Annotated in this window: 18 protein-coding genes and 1 tRNA gene; 9 read left to right on the top strand and 10 right to left on the bottom strand. The window is 42.6% G+C overall.

From position 1 onward, the window contains the following. From FTT71_RS12045 to FTT71_RS12020, 6 genes are all read left to right on the top strand, one after another. A partial coding sequence (locus FTT71_RS12045; protein WP_180160999.1) for a zinc ribbon domain-containing protein occupies positions 1 to 250 on the top strand: 250 nt, incomplete at its 5' end. A gap of 272 nt (positions 251 to 522) precedes the next feature. Next, entirely contained in the window at positions 523 to 1455 is a 933-nt protein-coding gene (gene cysM / locus FTT71_RS12040; protein ID WP_179988696.1) for a cysteine synthase CysM, read from the top strand. A 35-nt stretch (positions 1456 to 1490) separates the two neighbouring features. Beyond that, on the top strand, positions 1491 to 2366 hold the full coding sequence (locus FTT71_RS12035) for a 3'-5' exonuclease (protein WP_004974933.1): 876 nt from the start codon (positions 1491 to 1493) through the stop codon (positions 2364 to 2366). Between the two features lie 6 nt (positions 2367 to 2372). Beyond that, positions 2373 to 3764 carry a 23S rRNA (uracil(1939)-C(5))-methyltransferase RlmD gene (gene rlmD, locus FTT71_RS12030; protein WP_131261992.1) on the top strand — a complete coding sequence of 464 codons (1392 nt, stop codon included), beginning with the start codon at positions 2373 to 2375 and terminating at the stop codon, positions 3762 to 3764. Positions 3765 to 3793: 29 nt separating this feature from the next. Then, a complete protein-coding gene (locus tag FTT71_RS12025) occupies positions 3794 to 6100 on the top strand; it encodes a bifunctional (p)ppGpp synthetase/guanosine-3',5'-bis(diphosphate) 3'-pyrophosphohydrolase (RefSeq protein WP_004974935.1) in 2307 nt (768 codons plus the stop codon). A 75-nt stretch (positions 6101 to 6175) separates the two neighbouring features. Next, positions 6176 to 6829, top strand: coding sequence for a 4'-phosphopantetheinyl transferase superfamily protein (locus FTT71_RS12020; protein WP_104852526.1), 654 nt, complete (start codon positions 6176 to 6178; stop codon positions 6827 to 6829). A gap of 90 nt (positions 6830 to 6919) precedes the next feature. Here FTT71_RS12020 and secF read toward each other — a convergent pair whose 3' ends face one another. From secF to FTT71_RS11995, 5 genes are all read right to left on the bottom strand, one after another. After that, on the bottom strand, positions 6920 to 7897 hold the full coding sequence (secF, locus tag FTT71_RS12015; RefSeq protein WP_179990724.1) for a protein translocase subunit SecF: 978 nt from the start codon (positions 7895 to 7897) through the stop codon (positions 6920 to 6922). Positions 7898 to 7905: 8 nt separating this feature from the next. Next, positions 7906 to 9801, bottom strand: coding sequence for a protein translocase subunit SecD (gene secD / locus FTT71_RS12010; RefSeq protein WP_180043929.1), 1896 nt, complete (start codon positions 9799 to 9801; stop codon positions 7906 to 7908). 52 nt (positions 9802 to 9853) lie between these two features. After that, positions 9854 to 10183 carry a preprotein translocase subunit YajC gene (yajC, locus tag FTT71_RS12005; protein WP_070152813.1) on the bottom strand — a complete coding sequence of 110 codons (330 nt, stop codon included), beginning with the start codon at positions 10181 to 10183 and terminating at the stop codon, positions 9854 to 9856. A 103-nt stretch (positions 10184 to 10286) separates the two neighbouring features. Continuing rightward, a complete protein-coding gene (gene tgt / locus FTT71_RS12000; protein ID WP_168541466.1) occupies positions 10287 to 11417 on the bottom strand; it encodes a tRNA guanosine(34) transglycosylase Tgt in 1131 nt (376 codons plus the stop codon). Between the two features lie 150 nt (positions 11418 to 11567). Beyond that, positions 11568 to 12398 (bottom strand): DUF4303 domain-containing protein, encoded by an 831-nt coding sequence (locus FTT71_RS11995; protein WP_180043931.1) that lies wholly within the window; start codon positions 12396 to 12398, stop codon positions 11568 to 11570. A gap of 183 nt (positions 12399 to 12581) precedes the next feature. Between FTT71_RS11995 and FTT71_RS11990 the strand changes: the two genes are divergently transcribed. Next, positions 12582 to 13532 carry a sensor domain-containing diguanylate cyclase gene (locus tag FTT71_RS11990; RefSeq protein WP_180043933.1) on the top strand — a complete coding sequence of 317 codons (951 nt, stop codon included), beginning with the start codon at positions 12582 to 12584 and terminating at the stop codon, positions 13530 to 13532. 92 nt (positions 13533 to 13624) lie between these two features. On the opposite strand, the gene FTT71_RS11985 is transcribed toward FTT71_RS11990, so the two are convergent. The 3 genes from FTT71_RS11985 to queA are packed head-to-tail and all read right to left on the bottom strand — an operon-like array spanning position 13625 to position 16305. Next, the gene (locus tag FTT71_RS11985; protein WP_154320335.1) at positions 13625 to 14191 is read right to left on the bottom strand and encodes a LemA family protein; all 567 of its coding nucleotides are present in this window, start codon (positions 14189 to 14191) and stop codon (positions 13625 to 13627) included. 22 nt (positions 14192 to 14213) lie between these two features. Next, on the bottom strand, positions 14214 to 15242 hold the full coding sequence (locus tag FTT71_RS11980) for a hypothetical protein (RefSeq protein ID WP_179988694.1): 1029 nt from the start codon (positions 15240 to 15242) through the stop codon (positions 14214 to 14216). A gap of 25 nt (positions 15243 to 15267) precedes the next feature. Then, a complete protein-coding gene (gene queA / locus FTT71_RS11975) occupies positions 15268 to 16305 on the bottom strand; it encodes a tRNA preQ1(34) S-adenosylmethionine ribosyltransferase-isomerase QueA (RefSeq protein WP_179990699.1) in 1038 nt (345 codons plus the stop codon). A 177-nt stretch (positions 16306 to 16482) separates the two neighbouring features. Here queA and FTT71_RS11970 point away from each other — a divergent pair. Then, positions 16483 to 16569, top strand: a tRNA-Leu gene (locus FTT71_RS11970). Positions 16570 to 16862: 293 nt separating this feature from the next. On the opposite strand, the gene FTT71_RS11965 is transcribed toward FTT71_RS11970, so the two are convergent. Further along, entirely contained in the window at positions 16863 to 19094 is a 2232-nt protein-coding gene (locus FTT71_RS11965; protein WP_004974956.1) for an NADP-dependent isocitrate dehydrogenase, read from the bottom strand. An 810-nt stretch (positions 19095 to 19904) separates the two neighbouring features. Here FTT71_RS11965 and FTT71_RS11960 point away from each other — a divergent pair. Continuing rightward, a complete protein-coding gene (locus FTT71_RS11960; protein WP_180160998.1) occupies positions 19905 to 21173 on the top strand; it encodes a sensor histidine kinase KdpD in 1269 nt (422 codons plus the stop codon). Positions 21174 to 21269: 96 nt separating this feature from the next. On the opposite strand, the gene FTT71_RS11955 is transcribed toward FTT71_RS11960, so the two are convergent. Next, positions 21270 to 22706 carry an efflux transporter outer membrane subunit gene (locus FTT71_RS11955; RefSeq protein WP_180160997.1) on the bottom strand — a complete coding sequence of 479 codons (1437 nt, stop codon included), beginning with the start codon at positions 22704 to 22706 and terminating at the stop codon, positions 21270 to 21272. Position 22707 lies beyond the last annotated feature (1 nt).

The raw sequence follows: 22707 nt of genomic DNA, 5'->3' as shown, positions 1-22707 counted from the left end.
AACAATGCTCAAGTATAAATGCGAGAACGCAGGCGTATTGTTTGAAGAAGTCCAAGAAGCCTATACCACCCAAATCTGTTCGTGCTGCGGTGAGATCACCTCAAGTAGTCCCAAAGGTAGGACAGATCTTGGAATAAGAGAATGGGAGTGCATGAGCTGTGGTACAGTTCATGATCGAGATATAAACTCAGCTCTAAACATTCTTGCGCTTGGGCATAAGCGTCTAGCTGTAGGAATCACCCTCTTTTAAGGGGGGGAGGATGTCAATTCTCCTGACTGTGTTTTCATCTGTTTGGTGCGAGTGGTTCAGCTGCATCTCGCAATCAATCGGTGTGCATTTTTTTGCATCCATCCCGCAAAAGACAATCTGAAATTGTGTTCATCTTGCCTAGAATTGTGTAGGCAGTGAGTGATGCATAAATTGTCGGCAGAGTATTGCTGTTTTGATAAAAAGCCTGTGAAAAACGTGCAGGAAGGTGCAAATTTTCATACAATAAGCCCACCTTGATATTGGTGCAGACCATGCTTGATACCCAATCAGATTTCCAAAGTGATGAATTTTTGTTAGATCATTATGTGGGCAAAACCCCATTGGTGCGTTTGCAGCGTTTGGCAAGTCATACGCAGGCAACGGTTTTGGCAAAACTGGAAGGCAATAACCCTGCGGGTTCTGTTAAAGATCGTCCTGCCTACAACATGATTATGCAGGCAGAAAAACGCGGTGAAATTCAACCGGGCGATACTTTAATTGAGGCAACCAGTGGCAATACCGGCATTGCTTTGGCGATGGTTGCAGCTATGCGTGGCTATAAAATGCAGCTGATCATGCCTGACAATATGAGCCAAGAACGTAAAGATGCCATGCGTGCCTATGGTGCAGAATTGATTGAAGTGACTAAAGCACAAGGCATGGAAGGCGCGCGCGATTTGGCTTTGCAAATGCAACGCGAAGGCAAAGGCTTGGTGCTGAACCAATTTGGTAACCCAGATAATGTTGAAGCACATTACCTGACCACAGGGCCTGAAATTTGGCAGCAAACGGGCGGTAAAATTACCCACTTTGTCAGCTCTATGGGCACAACAGGCACCATTATGGGGGTGTCTAAATACTTAAAAGAACAAAATCCAGAGATTCAAATTATTGGTTTACAACCTTCAGATGGTTCAAGTATTGCAGGGATTCGCCGTTGGCCTGAAGCATATTTACCAACCATTTTTGACCGTAGTCGTGTTGATCGTATTATTGATATTCCGCAAATTGAAGCGGAAAAAACCATGCGTAAACTGGCGCAAAAAGAAGGCATCAGCGCAGGCACATCATCGGGCGGTGCGGTATGGGCAGCTTTAAAAATTGCCGAAGAAAATCCAGATGCAGTGATTGTTTGTATTGTTTGTGACCGTGGTGATCGTTATTTATCGACAGGTTTGTTCTCTGTTCAAGATACTGAATTGTGATATTCATTTTTCTATCACCCATTGAGTAAGATTTTATGCGTTTACCTGTGCTGATTTTCGATATAGAAACCGTTACCGATTTGAAGTCAGGCGCGCATTTATATCAACTCGATTTACCCGAAGCAGAGCTTGAACAAGCATTAATGAAGTTGCGTCGCCAAGAGGCAGGAACCGATTTTCAGCGTTTGCCTTTGCATGAAATTGTGTGTATTTCAGGCTTGTGGATTGATGAACACGGCATGAAGCTGTTTTCCTTTAGCCGTGAACATGACAGCGAAGCGACAATGCTGAAAAAGTTTTTGTCTATTTTTGATAAGCGTCATCCGACTTTGGTCAGTTGGAACGGTTCGCAGTTTGACTTGCCAGTGATTTTATTCCGCGCCATGTATCACGGGCTGTCTGCACCAAGTTTATTTGATCAGGGCGAGATTGATCAGCAAAAGCGCTATAACAATTATCAAAACCGTTACCATCAGCGTCATGTCGATTTAATGGATGTGATGGCAATGTTTAATGGTCGTCATTTTCAAAAGTTGGATGACATTGCGTATTTGCTAGGTTTTCCGGGTAAACGTGTAGATGCGGGCTATCATGTTCCTGCATTTATGCAAAGCGGCGAATGGTCAAGGCTGACGCGTTATTGTGAAGGCGATGTCTTAAATACTTGGTTGATTTATTTGCGTTGGCTGCTGCTCAAAGGGCAATTGCTGCTTGAAGAGCATACTTTATGGGTACAGCATACCATTCAATATTTGCATACTCAGCCGCAGCATGCAGACTTTTTAAGCGTGTGGCAGCACAGTTCGCAGCAAACTGAATTTACCCGTACAGATTTTCCTGAACAAAGTGTCACCACGCCTTCAAATGAATCCGTGATGCCTTTTCAATCTTCCCCATCTTCCGATATTTAGACTGATATGAAACATCGCAGTAAAAACCGTACCACGCAGCAGGCTGAATATTGCTTTCAGGTGGAATCGTTGTCACATGAAGGGCGCGGGATTGCACACTACACAGCTCAGTCGGGTCATCCAGCCGAGAAGCAGGGGAAAACAGTTTTTATAGAGGGCGCATTGCCTGGTGAAACAGTACGCGCCAAAATTACGCATAGTAACAAACGCTTAGAAGAAGCCGAGTGTCTAGAAGTGCTGGGTGAGCCTTCGACATTACGGGTTACGCCACAATGTCCACATTATCAGAGTTGCGGTGGTTGTAGCATGCAGCATATTCAGTTGGATGAGCAGATTCATCTCAAACAACAGGTGTTGCAGTCGCATCTGCAACATTTTGCGCAAATTCAGCCTGAAGAATGGTTAGCGCCTTTGCGTTCACAGCGTGAAGATTATCGCCGCAAAGCCCGTGTTGGGGTGCGTTATATTGCCAGTCAAGACAAATTGGTGGTCGGTTTTCGTGAGCGCAATAGCAATAAACTGACCTCAATTGACCGCTGTATGGTGTTGGATCAGGCATTTGGTTCGTTAACACGAATCAAGCAGCTACTCCAAAGTCTAACAGGCAAGGCCCATATTGGTCATATAGAATTGGCGATGGGAGATCAAGAGATTGCTTTGGTGGTGCGGCATACAGAACAACTATCTGCAGCCGATATCAACCAGTTACAGCAGTTTGCGTTACAGAAACACTGGCAATTGTATTTGCAGCCTGAAGGTCCAGACAGTTTGCATCGGGTTGATGATCCGCATGCAGCAATGCGTTTGCATTATCGTTTAGATGATTTTGATGTGAGTTTTGGCTTTCATCCCCAAGACTTTACCCAAGTCAATTCTACAATTAATCCACAAATGGTTAAGCTGGCATGTGATTTGCTTAACTTAAAATCAGGTGATCGGGTGCTTGATCTGTTTTGTGGATTAGGCAACTTTTCATTGCCGCTTGCACGTTGTGTAGGTGCAACAGGAAAGGTGGTTGCTGTAGAGGGTTCAGAGCAAATGGTGCAGCGTGGTGCAGAGAATGCACAACGTAATGATTTAGACAATGTTAAGTTTTATTCACAAGATTTAACAAAAGATTTTTCGCATCATTCTTGGGCAAATCAAGGATTTGAGGCATTATTAATTGACCCTCCGCGTTCAGGCGCAGAGGAAGTGATGTATTATGTGCCCAAATTTGGCGCAGATAGAATCGTTTATGTGTCTTGTAATCCAGCCACACTCGCAAGGGATGCAGGTGTATTGGTCAAGCAGGGCTATCAATTGAAAAAAGCAGGCGTGATGGATATGTTTCCGCATACGGGGCATGTCGAATCCATTGCCTTGTTTGAGAAAGAAAAGCAAATAAACGATTTATAATATGAAGTACATAGAGGTAGGAGAAGGGTATGGTCACAGTACGTGAACAACTTCCTGGACGTTTAAATGAACTGTCTGAGGAAACGACTGTAGAACATGCCGAGCAAGCCCGACAGGATTTAGCAGAATGGCTAGACCGAGTACGCGGGATTTACGATGGGGCGGCACTTGAACAATTAGAACGCGTTGCCAATTACACCCTGAAAAAAGAGCTGGAAACAGACGTCAGTCATCCATCGCATACCTTATATACAGGTATTGAGATGGCGAATATTTTAGCGCACTTGCATGTCGATGAAGACACTTTGTCTGCAGCCATGCTCTATCGTAGCGTGCGTGAAAATGTCATGCAGTTAGATGAAGTGCGTGAAGAATTTGGTGAAGCAGTTTATGGCTTGATCAAAGGCACCTTGTCGATGGGTAAGTTGTCTGAACTGATTGAGAAAAATAAGCGTTTAGAAGACCATTTTAATAATAACCAGCGTGAACATTTAACAGGCATTTATAAAATGCTGATTTCCATGACGGAAGATGTGCGCGTGGTGCTAATTAAACTGGCAGAACGTACCTATTCATTACGTGAGTTGGCAACCGCTTCCAAAGAACGTCAGGAGCGTGTGGCGCGAGAAATTTTAACCATTTACTCGCCATTGGCACACCGTTTAGGCATTGCCCAACTGAAATGGGAACTCGAAGATTTAGCCTTCCGTTATTTGGCGCCAGACCGTTATAAAGAAATTGCGACGTTACTGAATGAAAAGCGTTTGGAGCGTGAAAACTACATTCAAAACGTAATTGAGCAATTGCGTACAGAGCTGGGCAATAATGGTATTCATGCCGAAATTAGCGGGCGGGTGAAACACATTTATTCGATTTATCGAAAAATGAAGAGTAAAAACCTCAGCTTCGATCAGCTCTATGACATTCGTGCTGTACGTGTTTTGGTGAAAACCATTCCAGAGTGTTACCACTCTTTGGGCATCGTACATCAATTGTGGCGGCATATTCCGCACCAGTTTGATGATTACATTACCAATCCAAAAGCCAATGGTTATCGCTCATTGCATACTGCCGTAATTGCAGAAAACAAGTCGCTTGAAGTGCAAATTCGTACCCTAGATATGCACGAAGAAGCCGAGCTTGGGGTATGTTCACACTTTAATTATAAAGAAGGTTCTAAAGCCACAGACCATTCGTTTAATCATCGTTTACATTCTTTGCGTTCTGTTTTGGAGCATTATCAGGAACGTAACGATGCCAGCGCACATAAAGAAGATGATGATTCTGAAAACTTTGAACAAATCCAAGAGTTTGAAGATTTTGAGAAAATTTATGTGTTCAGCCGTGATGGTGATATTAAAGAATTGCCACGTGGCTCAACGGTGCTGGACTTTGCTTATCATGTGCATACCGAAGTCGGCAATAAATGCTATGCCGCACGGGTCAATCAGCGCTATGTGCCGCTCACCTATACTTTAAAAACAGGCGAGCAGGTCGAGATTTTGACCAAAAAAGACCGTGAACCGAACCGTGATTGGTTGGTGAATTCTTTAGGTTATATTAAGACAGCACGTGCGCGCGATAAGCTGCGTCATTGGTTTAGACAGCAAGACCGCAGTAAAAATCTGGAAGTTGGGCGTGAAGTGCTCAATAAAGAATTGTCACGTTTGGCGATTCATCCAAAAAGTATTGATTTAAATGATTATTGCAATCACTTTAACGTCAAAACAGGTGAAGACATTCTGATTGGTTTGGTGAATGGTGATATTAGCCTGCATGCCTTAATTAATCAGGTCAATCGTCACATGCACTTAGATCAGGATGAACCTGAACTGGTGTTGAAGCCAACCTTGAACCCACGTGCCAGCCATACCTTATCGGCACATGGCATTTTGATTGATGGTTTGGATAACGTTGAACTGCATATCGCACAATGCTGTCAGCCTGTGCATGGTGAAGCGATTGCGGGGTATATTACCCTGAACCGTGGTGTGAGTATTCACAAAGTGGCGTGTTCGGACTATGTGCGTATGATTGGCAACGAACCTGAACGTGCGGTAGAAGCCGATTGGGAAATGCAGCCAACCCGTGGTCAAAGCGTGCAAATTGTGGTGGAAGCCTATGACCGCCGTGGTTTGCTCAAAGACTTAACCCAAGTGATTTTTGCCGATCAAATTAACATTCGTCAGGTGAATACTATTTCTGAAAGTGATGGTATCGCCAATATGAAATTGTTAATTGAGGTTAAAGGCTTGGCGCAACTTTCTCGTTTGTTGGCACGTTTAGAGCAGCAACCAGGGATTATCAGCGCACGTCGTTTGGTGCAAGGCAGCTAAGCGAGCACGCTTTAAAAAACCAGCATGTTTGCTGGTTTTTTTCTATCGTATTTCAGCCAAAATGGAGAAGGGCGGATGAATAAAACACCTAAAAAAATTTGTGTGAATGTTAGCCGCATTCAGCAGATTTTTAGTCCCGATCCAAGTGCTGTACGCAGTGAACAGATTCAACAGCAAAAACAGGCTATTTATCGGCATCGGAATCAATTGCTTTCTGGATACTTAGAACACGATATTCAAAACAGCGATATTGAGCGTAACCCACATGGCAAGCCATTTTTGACAGCATTCCCTCAATTGCAGTTTAACCATAGTCATAGCCGTCAGCATTATGCTTTGGTAAGCAGTTTTGAATTGCTCGATGTTGGCGTAGATGTCGAGGACTTAGACCGTAAGGTGCGTTTCGATGCCTTGGCACAACATGCGTTTCATCCCAATGAACTCCAATACTGGCAAGATTTGGAACACGACGCTGATTATTGGTTTCGTGTCTGGACAACTAAAGAAGCAGTGCTGAAAGCATCAGGTTTAGGGATTCGTTTAAGCCTGAATGAGTTGGATACTCGTATGCATCCCAATGCACAGGGCGGCATTTGTCATCATCCACAGATTGGGCATTTTGCCTATCAAAACTTTCGTTTATCAGATTGTATGTTGACCGTAGCATGGCGAGCAGCACCATCTTGCGCAGGCTTTCAATTTCCACAGATTCATATTATTCAGCATTAACATCGCAACGTCAGCGCAAATACCGCAATGCTAAGGCGCAAAAAAGCCTATCCGAAGATAGGCTTGAATGTTGGTGTTAGCAGAAATGCATTATGGAATTTCTTGCTCTTCATCTTCAAATTCAGGTTTGACTTGAACAATGAAGTCCTGACGGTTCAAACCGCGCCATAAGGCAAAGGCTGTACCAATGTAAATAGATGAATATGTTCCGACAAAGACACCCACAAACATCGCAATCGAGAACCATTTCAGACCATCACCACCCATGAGCATCATCGCGACTACAACCAATAATAGGGTCATAGAGGTGTGAATGGTACGACGTAAAGTTTCTGTCAGCGCAATGTTTACCACTTCAAGTGGTGTTGCACCACGGATTTTACGGAAGTTTTCACGAATACGGTCAGATACAACAATGTTATCGTTGAGTGAGAAGCCAATAATCGCCAATAACGCTGCCAATACAGTCAGGTCAAATGGCCATTGCATCATGGCAAAAATACCCAGTGTCACCACAATATCGTGGAACAATGACAGTACCGCACCCATTGCCAGTTTGAATTCAAAGCGAATGGTGACGTATACCAACATCAATAACAGCGCTAAAGCTACAGCGCCCGCAGAACGTACGTACAGCTCATTACCGACTTGACCACCAACCACATCTACCTTTGGCACAGTTGCCGTGTTATTTGGTAGTTGTACCGCAGCAGTAATTGCTTTGGTTAAGTCTTCTGCTTCAACATCTTCTTGCACAGGCATACGTACCATTAGGTCGCGGTCTGAACCAAGCGTTTGTACCACAGGGTCGTTAAAGCCTGCTTTGACCAATGCGTTAGAAACATCGGTGGCTTTTACTGGATTGCTATAGTTGAGTTCTGCCGCAATACCCCCAGTAAAGTCCAAACCTAAGTTTAAACCTTTGGTGGCAATGAAGAAGATACTGGCAACCGTTAATAGAATAGAAAGCAATGCCGCAGGCAAAGCAATCTTCATAAACGGAATCACGCGCTCATCATCAGGGCGGCCATATTTTTTTGAAGGCAGTTGAGTATTCTCAGTCATCAGTGATCTCCTTAAATGCTCAACTTTTTCAAGTTACGTTTTTTGCCGTAGATGATTTGTACAATTGCACGGGTCACTGTAATTGCAGTAAACATCGAGCAGACAATACCAATCATGAGCGTCACAGCAAAGCCTTTGATTGGACCTGTACCAATCGCAAACAGAATGAATGCCACCAAGAATGTGGTTAAGTTCGAGTCGAAAATAGTGTTATACGCTCGGTCATAACCCGCCACAATGGCTTGTTTGGGCGAGGCCCCCCACTTAATTTCTTCTCGTATTCGCTCACAAATCAAGACGTTGGCATCTACCGCCATACCAATGGTAATTACGATACCCGCAATACCCGGCAAGGTGAGTGATGCACCAATCCAAGACATGACGGTTAAAATCATGGCTAAGTTAAACACTAAAGCGAAGTTGGCAATCAGACCAAACAGACGGAAGAACACCACCATCCAGATTGCAACCAAAATGAAGCCAATCTGAGTCGACAATACGCCTTTATCAATGTTTTCTTGACCCAAGCTTGGACCAATCACACGTTCTTCGACAAAGTACATTGGCGCTGCCAAGGCACCTGCACGAAGCATTAAGGCCAATTCAGAGGCTTCTTGTGGGGAATCTAGACCTGTAATACGGAACTGCGAACCCAATACCGCCTGAATGGTTGCAGCATTAATGACGACAGATTCGGTATATGGGGTGCGTACTTCAGTTTGTGTGCCAGTTTCATCGGTCACATAGCTAATACGTTGTTTGTTTTCAATAAACAATACCGCCATACGTTTACCCACAGCGTTACGTGTCGCATCTGCCATGAGTTTACCGCCCGCAGCATCAAGGGTAATGTTAACTTCTGCACCGCCTGTATCTTGGCTAAAACCACTCGACGCATTTTGAACACGCTCACCCGTTAAAATACGGCTGCGGTTCAATAATAATTGGCGACCACTGTCCAAAGATTCAAAGGCAAACGCTTCTGTGCCAGGTGGCACTGTACCTGTGGTTTGACCTGTATATGGGTCAATGTATTGATCATTCAGATCAGACACCAAGCGGAATTCGAGGTTTGCAGTACGACCAAGGACACGTTTTGCCTCGGCAGTATCTTGAACACCTGGCAATTCCACCACAATACGGTTGCTGCCTTGAGTTTGCACCAAGGCTTCGGCTACACCTAGTTCGTTAATACGGTTACGCAGTGTGGTCAAGTTTTGATTGACTGCATAAGACTGAATTTCCTGTTTGCGTACATCGGTATACGTTAGGCGTAAGCTCGAACCTTCTGCTGTCGCTACCGCTTGTTGAGTGTACTCATTGCCGTTACGGCGCAAGAAATCCATTACCGCATCACGGTCTGCATTGTTGGCAAACTGCAAGCTAATGGTGTTGTTGTTCAGTGACAGACTATTGAACTTCAGCTTGTTGTCACGTAACTGACGACGTAAATCTGTAGCTGAGGTTTCCATACGCTGGCTGATGGCCTTGTCCATATCCACTTCTAACAGGAAGTGAACACCGCCACGTAAGTCCAGACCTAACTTCATTGGTTTTGCACCAATTTTTTGTAGCCATTCTGGGGTGGTGGGTGCAAGGTTAAGTGCCACAACGTAGTCATCGCCCAAACCACGGCGCAAAGCTTCTTTGGCTTTGAGCTGTGCTTCTGAGGTGTCTAAACGCAACAATGCAGCATTGTTGGTAAAGCTGTTGTCATGACTGGCAATATTTTCTGATTGTAAAATTTGCTCTGCTTTTTGTACGATGCTTTGATCAATTTGGGTACCAGCTTTGGCACCTGAAATTTGAACAGCAGGTTCATCTGGATACAAGCTAGGCAGGGCATATAATGTACTCACCACAAGAACTACGAGGATGAGTAGATATTTCCATGCTGGGTAACGCATTTATTTTCTTCTTAAAATGAAAAAGTCGTGCGTGAGCACGACCCTTTTTTGATTAAAGATTGTTTAATGTGCCTTCAGGAAGAACTGAAATGACACTCGCGCGTTGAACTTTAACTTCTACACCACGGCTTAATTCAACTACTGCAAAATCACCTTCAATTTTCGTGATTTTACCCATCAAACCGCCTGCAAACACCACTTCACTACCAACGCCCAAGCTTTCAATCAGTGCACGGTGTTCTTTGGCACGTTTTGATTGTGGACGCCAAATCAAGAAGTAAAAGATTGCAATAAAAACAGCAATCATTAAAAGGTTGGCTACAAGGCTTGGTTGTTGTGCAGCTTCACCTGCTGCGTGAGCAGTCGAAATAAAAAGGCTCATTTCATTTTCCTAAACTAAAAACTGGCGATCAGTGATCTGATAATAAATTGGGTTTGTTCTGCAATTTACCTTGTCTTTTTACTCAGCGCAAATACTGAAAAGACTAATCTTCAGGACAAGGTGGAACTTCTAGACCACGGCGGGTATAAAAGTCCTGTACAAAATCATCAAAAGTACCGTTATCCAAGGCATTACGGATGTCTTGGGTGAAACGTTGGTAATAACGTAAATTGTGGATGGTACCCAACATAGAGCCGAGCATTTCGCCACATTTTTCTAAATGGAACAAATAGGCACGGGTAAAGTTTTTACAGGTATAACAATCGCAATGTGGATCGAGCGGGCTTTGATCATGGCGATATTTGCTATTGCGAATACGTACCAAGCCATCGGTCACAAAGTAATGTCCATTACGTGCATTACGGGTTGGCATCACACAGTCGAACATATCTACACCACGACGAATGGCTTCAACAATATCTTCTGGTTTGCCCACGCCCATCAAATAACGTGGTTTATCTTCTGGCATTTTCGCTGGCAAATAATCCAGCACTTTGATCATTTCTTCTTTCGGTTCACCTACCGAAAGACCACCAATGGCATAACCATCAAAACCGATATCAAGCAAGCCATTTAGAGATTCATCACGTAAATCTTCATACATGCCGCCCTGAATAATACCGAACAGGGCATTGCTGTTGTTGAGTTCATCGTGGTGATGGGTTTTACAGCGTTTGGCCCAACGTAAAGACAATTGCAGTGATTTTTGTGCTTCTTCATGTGTTGCAGGGTAAGGCGTACATTCATCAAAAATCATGACGATGTCTGAATTCAAGGTTTTCTGAATTTCCATTGAAATTTCAGGGGATAAAAATACCTTTGAGCCATCAATGGGGGAACGGAAGGTTACGCCTTCTTCTTTAATTTTACGCATAGCGCCTAGGCTGAATACCTGAAAACCGCCTGAGTCAGTTAAAATAGGCTTATCCCATTTAATAAACTCGTGTAGACCGCCGTGTTCCTGAATCACTTCCAGTCCTGGACGTAAATATAAATGGAAGGTGTTACCTAAAATAATTTGCGCCTGAATTTCTTCAATATCACGTGGCAACATGCCTTTGACCGTACCATAGGTCCCTACAGGCATAAACACAGGGGTTTCTACAACACCATGTGCAAGGGTTAAGCGGCCACGACGGGCACGTCCCGACTGACCTAATTTTTCAAACTTCATATAAGTTCCAAATCAAGGCGAAAAAACAGTTCGCTGATTGTTAGCGCTAAAAGTGCACTATTTTCCTAGATTCTGCAGGGAATTGCCAGTTGAGATACGTTTTCATTGTTAAAAATTACGTGCAAAAAAATTCAGTCACTTTATTGGAGACTACGTGGCGTAAAATTGCTGAATCCGTTGGGTAATTTCTTCTTTATGCAAGGCAAACTCACCTTGTTCATGGCTGTCCATCGCTGCAACATGCTGAATCAGGCGCTGAACATACAGATTGCTGTCAATAAAACTTGGCTCTAGCGTGAGCAAGTAGGCTTCATGTGCAATGCTTAAATAATCATAAGGCTCAATTTCTAAAAGCTGTGCCAAATCGGTAAGTAAATCTTTATCGACCTGTTGCAGTTTGAGTTTGTTGTGCTGTGTATTGGTGGTTTGCACAGTATGCTGCACATGATGAGCAAGTAAAAATTCATCCAGTAATGCGCTGGGTGCATTTAGAAATTGTGCAGAATAAATTTCAAAATCATGCTGTTTTGGAATATGAATCAAAAATACAATCTGACTCAAATCTAGGCCATAAGCATTGGAGAGTGCTTGTTTGGCTTGTTGGAAAATATCCAATAACAGTTCTAGATGGTTGTATTGTGGGGTGTCGGGGCTATTGAGTAGGGGGTTGCCATATATATACCGCTGTTTGAAATAATCTGCAAAAATATTTTTAAATTGATGCAACCCCTGAGCACTATGCGTTTGGGTGCGATAACGCCATTTTTCCACGTTCCATTTGTCTGCTTCAGATAAGTACTCAGCAGAATCTTCCTGTTTACTAAACAGACTGCGTGTGCTTGAAACTGCCAGATAATCGATGCCTAGATATTCATTTAAAACTAATGCGCAGGCATAGAGTTGATCGGGTTCATACTGCTCATAGAGTTGAAAAAACTCTTGAATTAGGCTGTCTTTTAAATTTTGGAGATGATTTAGCATGGTGATATCGCGACTTTTTTTATTGTAGGAATGCTCATTTTTATTGAACAGTAGTTGTTTGTATTTTGTTCAGGTTTTGATTGTCTCAAAGCTGAAAAAAATGTCAAGAATGCTCAATAATTTGTAGTCAAAGTGCAGCTAAGTTGTTAAATTGCCCTTAGAGCCAATTCATAGAGGTGGGCTATGAGTGAATTAAACAGTGCACTAAAAGAAGACCAATTCTATAAAACACTTTTGGAAACCACGAATGCAATTCCGTGGCAGATTAACTGGAAAACCAAAGCTTTTAGCTATATTGGCCCACAAATTGAGTCTTTACTGGGTTGGACGCAAGACAGCTGGAAAACTGCACAAGATTGGATTGATCGGATGCATCCTGAAGATCGGGACAAGACCGTGAATATGTGTGTGAGTCTGTCCGATCAAGGCACAGACCACGAAGCGGATTATCGTGCCTTAACCGCTACAGGAGATTATGTCTGGATTCGTGATGTGGTGCATGTGATTCGTGAAAATAACGAAACTGTGGCGATTATTGGGTTTATGTTTGATATTTCTGCGCGTAAACAAATGGAGTTGGAACTCGAAGCGTTGAGTCGCAAAAATCTGGCTTTGAGCTTACAAGACCCGCTGACCTTGGTTGCCAATCGAAAGGCGCTCAGTGAGCGTATAGAAAACGAATTTAAACGTGCTGTGCGTCATCAACATGCATTGTCTCTCTTGTTTATCGACATCGACCATTTCAAGCCTTATAACGACAATTATGGACATTTACAGGGTGATCATTGTTTGATTAGTGTGGCGCAGTTGCTTAAACAACACTTTGCGCGTGCATCTGACTTTGTGGCTCGCTTTGGTGGTGAAGAGTTTGTGGTGCTATTGCCTGAAACACCATTGGCAGATGCTGTACAACTTGCTGAAAACTTTAGGCAGGCAGTATATGCGCTGGAAATTCCACATACCAAGACAGGGGAGATTACCCAAGTCACTGTGAGTATTGGCGTAAATAGCTATCATCAAAATCAGCAATATCACAATGTGGTCGACTTTCTGCATTCAGCCGATGAGTTGTTGTATCTAGCAAAAAACAAGGGACGCAATCAGGTGCAGTATTTGACACAGTCTTTTGTTTAGTTGAAATCTAAAAAAACAGCAAGCTTCGTGCTTGCTGTTTTTATTCATGCGTTGAAAAATAATTTTAAATGAGCGGTTTAGAATTAAATGGCTTAAAAGTTTGGACGATAATCAAAACTTTGTGCTGCACCGTTGTCCCGAAAGGCGCGCACAGGTTTTTTCGCTGTGGTTGCAGTGTTAATCATGTTGTTAGGAAAGACCTGAATATAGTTATTAAATAACTCGACATTGCGGTTATAAATAGTAATCGCAGCACCGACATTTTCGTTCTGCTCATCAATTTCATGCATCATTTTTAAATACAGTTGGTCGGCTTTGAGTTCAGGGTAATTTTCGACCACCACATTTAAGCTGCGCATCAATTCTTTGCTCAAGGCTTCAACACGTTGTAATTGGCTGACATCGGCATTGTTGATGTTTAGGTTCATAATATTTTGGCGCAGTTCAGTCACTTTTTCTAAAGTGCCTTTTTCCATACCTGCATATTGTTCGACCACTGGCGCAAGTTCTTCAAGCGTTTTTAACTTCTGTCGTTCAAAACTGGTCACATCTGCCCAAGCGCGGATGGTGGCGTTGTGGTGGCGTACGATGTTGTTACGAATCATGATGCCCAGCATCACCAAGACGATGACAACCAAAAGAAAAATTGCGATACCCATGTTTTGCCCCAAGACGATTTTCTTAGTCCAGAAAATCAATCAAATCTGTCTGTAATTGTTCTAAATAAGGTAATTTAAAAGTGCGTAAGTGTCCACGCAATGCGGAAATATCTTGAATATTTTTTGCTTTACTGGAAATTTCAAACAAGTTGCGATTACCTAAAAAACAGAGCGTGTTCCGCTCAGGGTGAAATAACAAATCACCTTGCTGATGCTGAAAAAAATCATCCAGTTTTAACACCATTGCAGGGCTGAGCGTACGCGCCAGTTGAATTGCATCACTGCCAAAAAAGTTGAGTTTTTGATTCAGGCGAATGTCACTGGTATGCCACGGCACATGATAAGGCGCACCAAAGGTTTTATTGTTTGAGGTAACGGCTAAACCTTGTAGCTGCACATCAAAGACAAATACGCCCGATAAATGCCGCACCACTTCACGCACTTTATAGTCATTGCCATTTTGATCTTTAATGCGGGTTTCACTGACATAGCGATATTCAAAGACCAAAACCTGATGTTGCTTGCCTTGTTGATCTTGCCAAACAGTACTGGCGTAACGGCGAATTTCATTGGACAGATTCCCTAAATTAAACAAGGGAAACAGACTTTTTAAATGAGCAATCAAATAAACGGGTTGTAGGGTTCGGGCAAGATGTTGCGGTGGTTGCTGCCATGCCAGTTGATAGCGCTGTGCAATGCTTTCTTGTTCTAAAAAAGTGATGACTTCTTCAATGGGGTCGTCTTGTTCATAGGTAATAAATGCCCAGAAGATACAGCCTAACCCAATCAGCAAGCAGAATTGCAGCCAAATATTACTCGGTTGAATCAAGAGCAATAAACAGAACAACACACCTATAATGCCAAGCAGGACAGGCAAAACATTTTCAAACTTGAGGGTGATGTCATCTTGCCAAGGGTGTAAGCCATCTAAAATATCTTGATGGCTTTGTGCTTTTTTTCCAATATCCCATAACCGCGCGATATTACGAAATACCCGTTGATTCTTCTTGCGTCGAATATGAATGGAGTGTTGCACGGAATCGAGCGGCATGGCGGTTTCTTTTACAGTTTGAAAATTAAGTCTGAGCTTGATCAATCAGCATGGCATCGCCATAGCTAAAGAAACGATAGCGTTCCGCCACAGCATGTTGATACGCCTGCATGACATTTTCACGGCTTGAAAGCGCAGATACCAACATTAATAAGGTGGATTCAGGCAAGTGGAAATTGGTGATTAGACGATCCACCACTTTAAACTGATAACCTGGGTAAATAAAAATTTGCGTATCACCCGACCACGCTGCAAGTTTGCCTGCATGGGCTTGGGCAGCACTTTCCACGGCACGGGTGGCAGTTGTGCCCACTGAAATAACTTTGTTGCCTCGTGCTTTGGTTTCACGAATCAGCGCTACGGCAGCTTCAGAAACTTCACACCATTCACTGTGCATGATGTGATTGGCAATATCATCGGTACGTACAGGCAGGAATGTACCTGCGCCCACGTGCAAGGTCACAAAGGTTTTTTGAATGCCTTTATCTGCTAGCTGTTGCAGTAAGGCTTCATCAAAGTGCAAGCTGGCAGTGGGTGCGGCAACACTAGCAAGTTTTGTTGGGTCGTTAAATACGGTTTGATAACGCTCGGTATCAATCGCTTCTGCTTCGCGGTTAAAGTAGGGTGGAATCGGCAACTGACCGTAGGCATCCAATACGTCTAAAATAGGCTGCGAAAACTCGACAATAAATAAGTTTTCATGGCGACCTTGTACGGTCACTTTTACAGCATCAGGCCCAATAAACAGTTCTGCACCTGCTTTTGGTGAGTTGCTGGCTTTAATATGGCAATGGGCAATAAATTGATCTTGCAGACGTTCTACCAAGACTTCCACTGCACCGCCTGTGGCACGTTTACCTTTAAGACGCGCTTTCATGACTTTGGTATCGTTAAGTACCAGTAAATCGCCCGCTTCGAGTAAATTCAGTAAGTCGGTAAATTGATGGTCATGATACTGACCTTGAGCATCAAGATGCAGCAGACGAGAGGCGCTACGACTTGCTAGTGGGTAACGAGCAATGAGTTCATCGGGGAGATTAAAATTAAAGTCAGAAAGCTGCATGATAAAAACAAGTTAGAACACTGGGAAAACTGCGCCTAGTATATGCTTTTTTAGGTTTTATGGATGAAATTGGTCGATTATAAATCAAAAAAATGACAGCTGATTTAATTTTAAACAATTGCAAAAAACTTGCGTTGACAAGCTGTCAAAAAAGTTTATTATACCCATCAACACCTACCCGAGGTGGTGAAATTGGTAGACGCGGCGGACTCAAAATCCGCTGTCAGAGATGACGTGTCGGTTCGAGTCCGACCCTCGGGACCATATAAAGGAAAAGCCCTCAAGCATATTAAGACTTGGGGGCTTTTTTTATTGTCTGAACTTTATCCAATGATTTGAATATCCTTAAGTTTTTATATGAAGATTGTCGTTTGCTTCAATTTAACTTTTGGGACTCATGGATAAGAATGGGTATACAGAATAAGAAATAAAGATATATGTGAAGATATAGCTCACCTATTCAGTCTTTATCAATTTACTGCCAACAAAAAACCAGTGCTTTCACACTGGTTTTTTGTAGAACAGGCACTGAATCGTATCAGTGCGATGTCATCGCATTAAATAGTTTCAAGTGCAGCATTGAATGTTGCGCTTGGACGCATTACTGCATTCACTTTAGCTTGATCTACTGCGTAGTAACCACCGATATCAACCGATTTACCTTGTACTTCCGCAAGTTCAGCAACAATTTTGTCTTCGTTTGCAGCTAAAGCTTGTGCAAGTGGTGCAAACTTCGCTTTCAACTCAGCATCTTCGTCTTGAGCAGCAAGTGCTTCTGCCCAGAATTTTGCCAAGTAGAAGTGGCTGCCACGGTTGTCCAGTTCGCCAGTACGACGTGATGGAGACTTGTCGTTATCAAGTAATTTGCTGGTCGCTTGATCAAGAGTTGATGCAAGTAATTTCGCACGAGTATTATCTTCTTTAATACCCATTTCTTCTAAAGAAGCAGCAAGCGCAAGGAACTCACCTAATGAATCCCAACGTAAGTGGTTTTCTTCAACAAGTTGTTGTACGTGTTTAGGCGCAGAACCACCCGCACCAGTTTCGTACATACCACCACCCGCCATTAGCGGAACGATAGATAACATTTTCGCAGAAGTACCAAGCTCCATAATTGGGAACAAGTCAGTGAGGTAGTCACGTAAGATGTTACCTGTTACAGAAATGGTGTCTAAACCACGCGCAACACGCTCAAGCGTATAACGCATCGCACGAACTTGTGACATGATTTGAATATCTAAACCAGTCGTGTCGTGATCTTTTAAGTATTTTTGAACTTTCTTGATCACTTCGTTTTCGTGTGGACGGTACGGGTCTAACCAGAAAATTGCTGGCATACCAGAGTTACGTGCACGTGTTACTGCAAGTTTAACCCAGTCGCGAATAGGTGCATCTTTCACCTGACACATACGCCAGATGTCGCCTTCTTCTACGTTTTGAGTCATCAACACTTCACCCGTGTCAATGTCGGTGATGTTTGCAACACCTGCAGCAGGAACTTCAAAAGTCTTGTCGTGTGAGCCGTATTCTTCAGCTTTTTGCGCCATCAAACCTACGTTTGGCACAGTACCCATCGTACGTGGGTCGAAGTTACCATTCCACTTACAGAAATTGATCATTTCTTGGTAAATACGCGCGAAAGTAGATTCAGGCATTACTGCTTTACAGTCGTAAGGTTTACCGTCAGCACCCCACATTTTACCGCCACCACGAATCATTGCAGGCATAGAAGCATCTACAATTACGTCGTTTGGAGAGTGGAAGTTGGTGATGCCTTTTGCAGAATCCACCATTGCAAGTGCAGGGCGGTGTTCTTGGCATGCGTGTAAATCTTCGATGATTTCTTCACGTAAAGAAGTTGGTAAGGTTTCGATCTTTTCATAAAGACCTGCCATACCGTTGTTGACGTTAATGCCAAGTTCTTCAAACAATTTACCGTGTTTTTCAAACGCTTCTTTATAGTAAATTTTCACACAGTGACCGAATACAATCGGGTGTGAAACTTTCATCATGGTCGCTTTTACGTGTAAAGAGAACAAAATGCCTGCTTCTTTACAATCATCCAATTCTTTTTCATAGAAGTCGCAAAGCGCTTTCTTGCTCATGAACATAGAATCGATGATTTCGCCATCAAGTAACGCTACTTTTTCTTTCAATACAATGGTTTCACCAGAATGAGTGATGAGTTCCATTTTTACGTTACGTGCGCGGTCAAGCGTCATTGATTTTTCGCCATGGTAGAAGTCACCTTCATCCATGTGTGAAACGTGAGTTTGTGACCATTGCTTCCATTCACCCATAGAGTGAGGGTGTTTTTTTGCATAGTTTTTCACTGCAGCAGGTGCACGACGGTCAGAGTTACCTTCACGTAATACAGGGTTTACTGCTGAACCTAAGCATTTACCAAAACGAGCGAGTAAAGCTTTCTCTTCTTCAGTATCCGCATTTTCAGGATAGTCAGGAATTGCATAGCCTTTTGCTTGTAATTCCTTGATACATGCAATTAACTGAGCAACTGAAGCACTGATGTTCGGAAGTTTGATGATATTGGTATCTGGATCTTGCGTGAGACGTCCAAGCTCTGCGAGGTTGTCGGCTACCTTCTGTTCTTCGCTTAGGTATTCCGAGAATTCAGAGAGTACGCGTGCTGCGACAGAGATATCACTCTTGACAATCTCGATGCCAGCAGGCTTAGTAAAGGTCTCAATGATCGGCAGTAGAGAGTAGGTCGCCAACAATGGCGCCTCATCGGTCAGTGTATAAATGATTTTTGACTTTCCACCAGCCATATATAGCCCCTTGCTTTGATTGAGTTTTTTAGGAGCGAGATAATGACTCAGCCCCTGCGAACCGATTTGCCTAATTTAACCTTGAGAGTATCGACTCTCTATGCATTTCAGTCAACGTAATTACAGTGATGACGCCATTTCGCTACGAAATGATGTGTCGCATTTGTGCGAATCAAGACACGGTTTAATGTAAAAACGAGCCTATTTAAACCTAAAAATCGCCTTGAGTATTTAGTGTTGAAATACTAATCAAATCGTATGATGAAGATATGACATCAAAAATATATGTATATTTTATTATAAATTAACCAGTTGAGGGTTCGACTTAAGTCGTATGTTTGATAAATAATCGATGAAAATGATACGTAGATATATTTAGTTTATTTATTTTGTAAATTTATCAATATTTTACATTATTTTTTTACAGTATGAGGTAATGTAAATTCTTGTATAGAAGTTTAGATTTTCTTTAAAAACGGCTGCAAATCTACAGATAAAAAGCCTGATTGATATTTTAAAAGTTTAGATCTATTTTTATGGTCTAAATTTTACAAAAATCGGCGTATTTTTTTGCTGCTTTGAAGCAGTTCGATTCCTCTGAAAGCGTGGTTCATCATGATCTCAACTCTTATTCATACATAGATGAAAAAAAAGCATGAAAGAAGAGGCAGCGATTTGTTGCACAGTTTTTAAATTGGTTTGAAAGCTTATGTTTTGTGTTAAAGTTTGTAGGTTAACTCTGAATTCTATGGACGAATTTTGAAGAGAAAATAATTCATAACGTGTCAAACTTTAATTAACGAGGCAAAAATGAAAATACAGTTGCTTGAAATTGGTCCCGAAACGGAGCAACTCAGTGCTTGCACACTCTCGTTATTATTGGGCATACATACGCCAACTAACCAAATTGATGGTTTTTTGAAGTTTGCCCGTCAAATGTTGCAAGTCGATCATGCCATTTTGACTTTTAAAAATGAGCCATATATCTGGTATTCCACCAATCAAGTTTTTAAAGCTTTTCATGCCAATCCAACCGCACAGTTAGACGTTTTCTTTCAAGGTCAGCAACTGATTGAACCTCAACATCCTCAATATGCGAATTTTGTGCAGCATATTGCAAGTTTGGGGATAGAAGCGGCTCGTTTAATTGCACTGGATTTACTCAAAACCGATGGCGAGTCGATTGGGCAGTTGTTGTTATTTGATCATCGTGAAGAAGCGTTTAGTTTAGGTGCTTTGCCGACAGTGGCGGAGTTTGCTGCAGGTTTGGTGCGTTATATTGAATTAAAAGTTGATTATGCAAGCTTAAAAGAACTGTATGAACAGCAGTCTGCATTGAATTTTAGTAAAACCAAATTTTTCCAAATTATTGCGCATGATTTGCGCGCGCCATTTCATGGCTTATTGGGGTTTTCGGAAGTTTTAGCGCAAGAGCGCGAAACTTTGGATGATTCTAGTATTCAAAATATTGCCGACTATTTATTCGACACAGCACAATCGACCTATAACTTGCTAGAAAGTTTATTGAATTGGGCGATGGCAGAGGGTGGACGCTTTGTGTATCACCCAATTAATTTTGAGTTAAAGCAATCGACCAAAATTGTTTGCGATGTGTTGAAAAGTTTGGCAATCAAGAAAAATATTGAACTGATTGATCAAGTTGAAGAAGGCATTAAAGTTTATGCCGACATCAATATGATTACCTCGGTGATTCAAAATTTGGTGTCGAATGCGCTGAAATTTACCTTTACCGATGGCACAGGCAAAGTCATTTTACGTGCAGAGCAAACAGAAACCAGTGTGGATATTTATATTCAAGATACGGGTTTGGGCATGACTGCACAACAACTCGAAACGCTGTTCGAGCCTAAACTTACTGTTAGTTTTAAAGGCACTGCAGGTGAAAAGGGTATTGGTTTAGGTTTGGTGTTGTGTAAGCGTTTTGTCGATTTGAACCACGGGCAAATTGTGGTGGAATCGAAAGAAGGTGTGGGAACGACTTTTAAAGTCAGTTTGCCAATTGCGACCAGTAGCCATCAAGTATTAAGTAAAGAAGCGTTATTATCTGAGAAAACTTAATTTCAAAGTTTATATACAAAGCAAGCAAAAGCCTGTGGATGTTTAAAATCATCCACAGGCTTTTTTTATCGTGATCAATTTAGATCAACTCTTGCATTATTGAATGTTTTGAATCGGACTACCACCCAACGCTTGCAATAAAGTCACATAGGCGTTGTATTGGTTTTGCTTGGTCTGCAATAAACTTAAACGTGCATTGCGGGTGGTTTCTTGTGCATCTAGCAGGTTTTTTAAGGCAATCGCACCATGCCGATAACGCACCTCAGTTAAGCGTTCAGTTTTCTCTGCCAGTGCTAAATTGCGGCTTTGCAGCGCGACTTGTTGATTCAGCGCGGTTCGTGCTGACAGTGCATTTTCGACATCGGCAAAGGCTTTATATAAAGTTTGTCGATATTGCACAATGGCTTTTTCATATTCCAAAGCATTCACTTTTAGATCGCGCTGCATATCATTCCATTGCAAAAATGGCAGGGTTAAACCTGCACCTAAAGTGGCAATTGGGTTTTTTAGGGCATCGCTTAAAGAGGTATGCGCGCCTGTACCGACACCTGTACTGAGTGTGCCTGTAAGACTGATGGATGGGTAATAACTGGCTCGATTGGCATCTTTATTGGCCAAGGCTTTACGTAAACGTAATTCGGCTGCACGTAAGTCGGGACGACGTGACAGCAGTTCTGCAGGTAAGCCAGCAGTAATATTCGGTAAACGAACAGCGGCTAAACTCTGTGGTTCATTGATATTCAACATTTGCACAGGTTGATGCAGTAAAACTGCCAAGGCGGTGCGTGTTTCAACTTTTTGCTGTGCAATTTGGCTCAAGGTTGATTTTTGACTTTGCAGGGCTTGTTCGGCTTGGTTTAAATCCAATCCTGAAACTGCACCCGCGCGATATTGCGCACTGACCAATTGATACGTTTTTTGCGTACTGGCAAGGTTTTGTTGTGCGACAACATAGCGTTCATTTAAATAACCCAATTGCCAATATAAATTGGCAGTGGTTGCAATCAGGCTTTGTGTGGTGGCTTGTAAGTCTTGTTCGGTGGCTAAGGCTTCCCAACGTGCAGCTTCAGTCTGATTGGCAAGTTTACCGAATAAGTCCAATTCATAGCTCAGTCCGGGATAATTCAGCGAAATCCCACGCGCTGTATCACCATTGCCCTCTAAACTAAATTGATGCCCTGTAGAAATACCTGCATTGCCAATCCGGACACCTTGCTGACTTTGGCTTTGTTTTGCTTGTAATCTGGCTTGTTGTAAATTCAGTCCTGCAACCGCGAGGTCACTGTTACGCGCCAAGACTTGTTCAACCAATTGATTTAAAGCAGCATCGTGAAAGAGTGTCCACCAACGGTCTGTATTTAGTTGTGCAAGGACTTGCTGGCTTTTTTGCTGCTGCTCAAACTGTTGAGGAATATTTACAGCAGGTGCCTGATAAGGTGTTTTGACTACGGCTGCACAACCCACTAAGCTGCTGCCAAGAAAAAGCGCAGTGACGAGTTGGCTGAATTGTCGTGACTTCTGGTTAAATCGCATC

This window comes from Acinetobacter sp. YH01004, assembly GCF_013420455.1.
Classification (GTDB): domain Bacteria; phylum Pseudomonadota; class Gammaproteobacteria; order Pseudomonadales; family Moraxellaceae; genus Acinetobacter; species Acinetobacter towneri.
This window is presented reverse-complemented; position numbering and strand designations above follow the sequence as displayed.